The organism is Acinetobacter minutum (assembly GCF_035916735.1).
Taxonomy (GTDB): Bacteria; Pseudomonadota; Gammaproteobacteria; order Pseudomonadales; family Moraxellaceae; genus Acinetobacter.
The window spans coordinates 1-721 of record NZ_JAQIHG010000071.1 but is presented as its reverse complement, the minus strand read 5'-3'; the positions used below and the strand labels follow the sequence as shown (position 1 = coordinate 721).

The 721-nt window shown below is 46.0% G+C and carries 1 protein-coding gene; it reads left to right on the top strand.

What is annotated here, in order from left to right:
* Positions 1-721 (top strand): IS4 family transposase (locus PAE54_RS12430; protein ID WP_326519664.1); only part of this gene is annotated, 721 nt, incomplete at both ends.

The window sequence follows — 721 nt, the reverse complement described above, 5'->3', positions numbered from 1 at the left end:
TTGATTGATTTCAACTGGATTGAAAGCAGTTTAAAACAAACAGGCAAGGCCTCCATCAGAAAAAGAAAATTGCCTGCTGAACATGTGGTATGGCTTGTCATTGGACTTGCCCTGTTTCGGGATCAGCCTATTTGGTATGTCTTGCAACAACTGAAACTTGTTTTTGGTACCACAGAATATTGTGTCCCAAGTGCAGCAGTCCAAGCTCGACAACGTTTGGGGCTGGAACCGATGCATGCATTATTTTCCATATTAAGCCAAGCCTGGTTTGAAGAATCCGAACAGCAGTACTCAAACTTTCATGGTCTCAGTGTGTGTGCTGTTGATGGGGTGGTTTGGTCTATGCCGCATACTGATGAGAATTTTAGTCACTTTGGCTCATCTAAAGGTAAAACGGCTGTAGCACCTTACCCGCAAGTGAGAGCAACCTGCCTGGTCAATACCAACACGCATGAAATCATTGATGCCAAAATCGGCAGTATGGATCAGGGTGAACTTACACTGGCAGATCAATTATCTCCTCCACCCCACAGTATTACCCTGTTTGATCGGGCCTATTTCTCTGCTGACTTTCTGGTGGGTTGGCAAACACGAGCGCAAGCAAGTCATTGGCTAATGCGAGCGAAAGACAACTTACGCTATGAGGTGGTCAAGCGTAACTCCCAGCACGATTTTCACATCAAAATGCCGGTATCACCGAGGGCCAGGAAGCTCAATCCAT